This is a genomic window from Bacillus litorisediminis (assembly GCF_022808645.1).
GTDB classification, from domain to species: domain Bacteria; phylum Bacillota; class Bacilli; order Bacillales; family JC228; genus Bacillus_BF; species Bacillus_BF litorisediminis.
Genome location: NZ_JAKZKT010000093.1, coordinates 1 through 4,249, shown reverse-complemented (window position 1 = coordinate 4,249; position 4,249 = coordinate 1). Strand labels below are relative to the sequence as shown.

Below are 4,249 nucleotides of genomic sequence, written 5' to 3'. Positions count from 1 at the left end.
TATGCAAGTAAGATCCCTTGAAGATGACAAGGTAGATAGGTCTGAGGTGGAAGCACGGTGACGTGTGGAGCTGACAGATACTAATCGATCGAGGACTTAACCAAGTTTATGGTGATTTTGGTCCTTACCTCTTTCTTTAGTCGTTATCTAGTTTTGAGAGAACGACGTTCTCTGCATTTATAAGGTCTGGTAGCTATGGCGAGAAGGTCACACCCGTTCCCATCCCGAACACGGAAGTTAAGCTTCTCAGCGCCGATGGTAGTTGGGGGCTCTCCCCCTGCGAGAGTAGGACGTTGCCAGGCCTAAACCATACGTTTAGAAAGCTAGGAAGGTTAGTGAGTACAATTGTTATTCCGCAGTAGCTCAGTGGTAGAGCATTCGGCTGTTAACCGAACGGTCGTAGGTTCGAATCCTACCTGCGGAGCCATGCTTCCATAGCTCAGCAGGTAGAGCACTTCCATGGTAAGGAAGAGGTCACCGGTTCGAGCCCGGTTGGAAGCTTTCCTATTTTTAGAGCCATGGCCCGTTGGTCAAGTGGTTAAGACACCGCCCTTTCACGGCGGTAACACGGGTTCGAATCCCGTACGGGTCACCATTTTTATTTTATATATTTGTAGATGTCAGAAATCGATAGATTTTATGACCGCTCACAAAAGAACTATCTTTTCATTGGAGGATTAGCTCAGCTGGGAGAGCACCTGCCTTACAAGCAGGGGGTCGGCGGTTCGATCCCGTCATCCTCCATCATAATAGATTGCAGGATAAAAAGAACGCCGACTTAGCTCAATTGGTAGAGCAACTGAATCGTAATCAGTAGGTTGCGGGTTCAAGTCCTGCAGTCGGCATTTATACGGAGGGGTAGCGAAGTGGCTAAACGCGGCGGACTGTAAATCCGCTCCCTCTGGGTTCGGCGGTTCGAATCCGTCCCCCTCCACCATTATTTAAATTTGTCTACATATTTCTTTCTTATAGGTACATACTATAATTTGTATGAACAATGGGCTATAGCCAAGCGGTAAGGCAACGGACTTTGACTCCGTCATTCGTAGGTTCGAATCCTGCTAGCCCAGCCAAGAGCCATTAGCTCAGTCGGTAGAGCATCTGACTTTTAATCAGAGGGTCGCAGGTTCGAGTCCTGCATGGCTCATTTTTAATCTTGATACGTTGTATCAAGGTTCTTTTTATATCAGGGGCCTTAGCTCAGCTGGGAGAGCGCCTGCTTTGCACGCAGGAGGTCAGCGGTTCGATCCCGCTAGGCTCCACCAATACATACTGATTCTTATGCCTTGTACTTTAGAGTACAAGGTTTTTTTATTTAGGTGCTGCATACAACATTGTTGATCTTCATTAAAATCCACATTGATCATGTAAATCTATCACTATATTCGGATTTTGTATATGTGTCGAATGGGCATAGAACCTAGAAAACCGTATATATATACAAAATCTTGTTGAGTTGAGCCACCTCTGCGAAAGCGGATACAATAGAGTTAAAGGGCAGAGGAGGTTCTAGATATGAACAAAAAAATTGCAATTATTGGGGTACCAATGGATATGGGGCAGCAGCGTCGTGGTGTTGATATGGGACCGTCTGCTATCCGCTATGCAGGGGTTGTTGAAAGGCTAGAAGAGCTGGGATATGAAATAGAAGATATTGGTGATCTTGAGATTGGGAAAAGAGAGAAAACAATTGTTGAGAGATCGAATTTGCGAAATTTAAAAGCTGTTCTTGAAGCGAACGAGCTTTTGCATGAAAAAGTGTCCGAGGTTATGAAAAAAGGAATGTTTCCTTTAGTCTTAGGCGGGGACCATAGTATTGCTATGGGTACACTAGCTGGTGTTGCGGAGAATTTCGAAAATTTGGGAGTCATTTGGTATGACGCGCACGGGGATTTGAATACGGAAGAAACGTCACCGTCCGGCAATATACATGGTATGCCTTTAGCAGTTAGCTTAGGTCTTGGTCATCCATCTCTAACAAATATCGGAGGATATTCTCCAAAAATAAAACCAGAAAATGTAGTCATAATTGGAGCAAGAGCATTAGATGATGGGGAAAAGGATTTAATCAAAGAAATCGGGATTAAAACGTACACAATGCATGAAGTAGATCGTTTAGGCATGACGAAGGTAATGGAGGAGATGATTGCCTATTTAAAAGAACGCACGGATGGTGTTCACTTATCATTGGATCTTGATGGTCTTGATCCTGATCATGCACCAGGTGTTGGTACTCCTGTAGCAGGCGGTCTGACATACAGAGAAAGTCATCTAGCCATGGAAATGCTGGCGGAATCAGGAATCATCACGTCTGCTGAATTTGTAGAAGTGAACCCTATATTAGATGAAAAAAATAGAACTGCCCAAGTAGCTGTGGCTTTAATGGGTTCATTATTCGGAGAAAAATTACTATAAACATTTTGGTGCTGCTGTAATACAGGCGTGGTACGCTTTTTCCGGACACTGGTTCCGTTATTAGTGTAATTACAGCCATTTTATCAGTTTGTGGCGAATAACGGAACGTAAGTCCAACTACTTGATGAAAACAACGGATTTCATTGATATAGCGGAACATATGTCCGCTTGTCCTATAAATTTTAAGTATTCTCAATGTAAAATAAAGGACCGGGTGCTTTATACTCGGTCTTTCATATTTTTTTATACGAAATAGTCGCACGCCTAGGCTGAACTGCCTAGTTTTTATATTTATTTCAAGATAAATGTCATAAAAAATTTGTATTTTTTTACGAAAAAATGTAAAAATCAGTCAATTATTTGATACGATAGAAGGGAGTTTTTTTCTAAAAAATTTTTGAAACTATTAAACGGCTATATCCGTATTAAATACAAGCCGCATGAGCGGAGGTAACAAATTAATGGAAGTACTAGTCAAACAAAGAATTAAACAAGTTCTCAAAGGCGACCAAAATGCTTATGGAGAGATTGTCGAGATTTATAAAGATAAGGTATTTCAGCTTTGTTATCGTATATTAGGCAATCGGCATGAAGCTGAGGATATTGCACAAGAGGCTTTTATACGCGCATATGTTAATATTCAAAAGTTCAATCCGTCCAGGAAATTTTCAACGTGGCTTTATCGCATCGCTACAAACTTGTGCATTGACCGAATTCGAAAAAAGAAGCCGGACTACTATTTAGATGCAGAGGTACCTGGGACTGATGGTCTCACCATGTATTCTCAGGTTGCGATCGATACTAAGATGCCTGAAGAAGAAATGGAGAGCTTGGAATTACAGGAATTGATTCAAAATGAAATCCTAAAATTGCCAGAGAAATACCGATCGGTCATTGTGCTAAAGTATATTGAGGAACTTCCGCTGCAAGAAATTAGTGAAATATTAGAAATCCCATTAGGAACGGTGAAGACGAGAATTCACCGCGGACGTGAGGCACTCCGGAAACAATTGCGGAATGTTTAACAGGAATTGGAGGGTGAGTAAATTGGGAAAGTGCCCAGAAAAGTTCGTCGAATACATGCATGAATATCTCGATGATGAACTATCTAGTGCTCATGAGGCTGAATTGAGACAACACTTGCAAACTTGTGAAGAGTGCCAGAAGCACTTTCATGAATTAAAGAAAACGATAGCCCTAGTGCAAAGCACTGCACATATACAAGCTCCGAATGGATTTACTGCAAATGTAATGAGTCGTTTGCCGAAAGAAAATAAGATGATTCGAATTCAGCGCTGGTTCCGAGCACATCCGCTCTTAACGGCAGCTTCGTTATTTATTTTCTTAATGATGGGGAGTTTAGCATCTTCATTTAAAGGGAATGACGACTTCTCTGTAACGAACCATTCGAATTTAATAGTCAATAATAATACCGTAATTGTTCCAGAAGGTGAGACTGTAAAAGGCGATATCGTCGTTAAAAACGGCAAGATCCGAATAGAAGGAAAAGTTGAAGGGAATGTGACCGTTATTAACGGGGCCAAGTATTTAGCTTCAGCTGGGGAAGTTACGGGACAAATTCATGAAATTAATGAAGCTTTTTCGTGGATTTGGTTTAAAATCAAAAATACTTTTTACAATGTAGTTGAGGCATTTTAAATAAAAGTCGCTCTTGCTTGAGCGACTTTTTTATTCTTGTGAAAAAAGAGGCTCTATAATATTTGTTGGGGTTTGAACACAACTTTTTATTCATAAAAAAACACGTAGACATCCAATTCTTTTATACTTGAATTGTCTAGAAACAAGACAAAAGAAATGGAGTTACGTGTATATG

The 4,249-nt window shown here is 41.1% G+C and carries 3 protein-coding genes, 9 tRNA genes and 2 rRNA genes; all 14 read left to right on the top strand.

Annotated elements, in window-relative coordinates; all coding sequences use genetic code 11:
- Positions 1-104: ribosomal RNA gene (locus MLE14_RS21930) — 23S ribosomal RNA — on the top strand; the annotation flags it as partial.
- Between the two features lie 81 nt (positions 105-185).
- Positions 186-302, top strand: a 5S ribosomal RNA gene (gene rrf / locus MLE14_RS21925).
- Between the two features lie 50 nt (positions 303-352).
- A tRNA-Asn gene (locus MLE14_RS21920) sits at positions 353-427 on the top strand.
- Between the two features lies 1 nt (position 428).
- A tRNA-Thr gene (locus MLE14_RS21915) sits at positions 429-501 on the top strand.
- Between the two features lie 19 nt (positions 502-520).
- Positions 521-595, top strand: a tRNA-Glu gene (locus tag MLE14_RS21910).
- 76 nt (positions 596-671) lie between these two features.
- Positions 672-744: transfer RNA gene (locus MLE14_RS21905), tRNA-Val, on the top strand.
- Positions 745-772: 28 nt separating this feature from the next.
- Positions 773-845 (top strand) — tRNA-Thr (locus MLE14_RS21900).
- A gap of 7 nt (positions 846-852) precedes the next feature.
- Positions 853-937, top strand: a tRNA-Tyr gene (locus tag MLE14_RS21895).
- A gap of 61 nt (positions 938-998) precedes the next feature.
- Positions 999-1,073 (top strand) — tRNA-Gln (locus MLE14_RS21890).
- A 1-nt stretch (position 1,074) separates the two neighbouring features.
- Positions 1,075-1,147, top strand: a tRNA-Lys gene (locus MLE14_RS21885).
- A 42-nt stretch (positions 1,148-1,189) separates the two neighbouring features.
- Positions 1,190-1,265: transfer RNA gene (locus MLE14_RS21880), tRNA-Ala, on the top strand.
- Positions 1,266-1,515: 250 nt separating this feature from the next.
- Positions 1,516-2,415, top strand: coding sequence for an arginase (gene rocF, locus MLE14_RS21875; RefSeq protein ID WP_243300497.1), 900 nt, complete (start codon positions 1,516-1,518; stop codon positions 2,413-2,415).
- A gap of 461 nt (positions 2,416-2,876) precedes the next feature.
- On the top strand, positions 2,877-3,440 hold the full coding sequence (gene sigW, locus MLE14_RS21870; RefSeq protein WP_243300496.1) for an RNA polymerase sigma factor SigW: 564 nt from the start codon (positions 2,877-2,879) through the stop codon (positions 3,438-3,440).
- A 22-nt stretch (positions 3,441-3,462) separates the two neighbouring features.
- On the top strand, positions 3,463-4,074 hold the full coding sequence (locus tag MLE14_RS21865; RefSeq protein WP_279326445.1) for an anti-sigma factor family protein: 612 nt from the start codon (positions 3,463-3,465) through the stop codon (positions 4,072-4,074).
- Positions 4,075-4,249 lie beyond the last annotated feature (175 nt).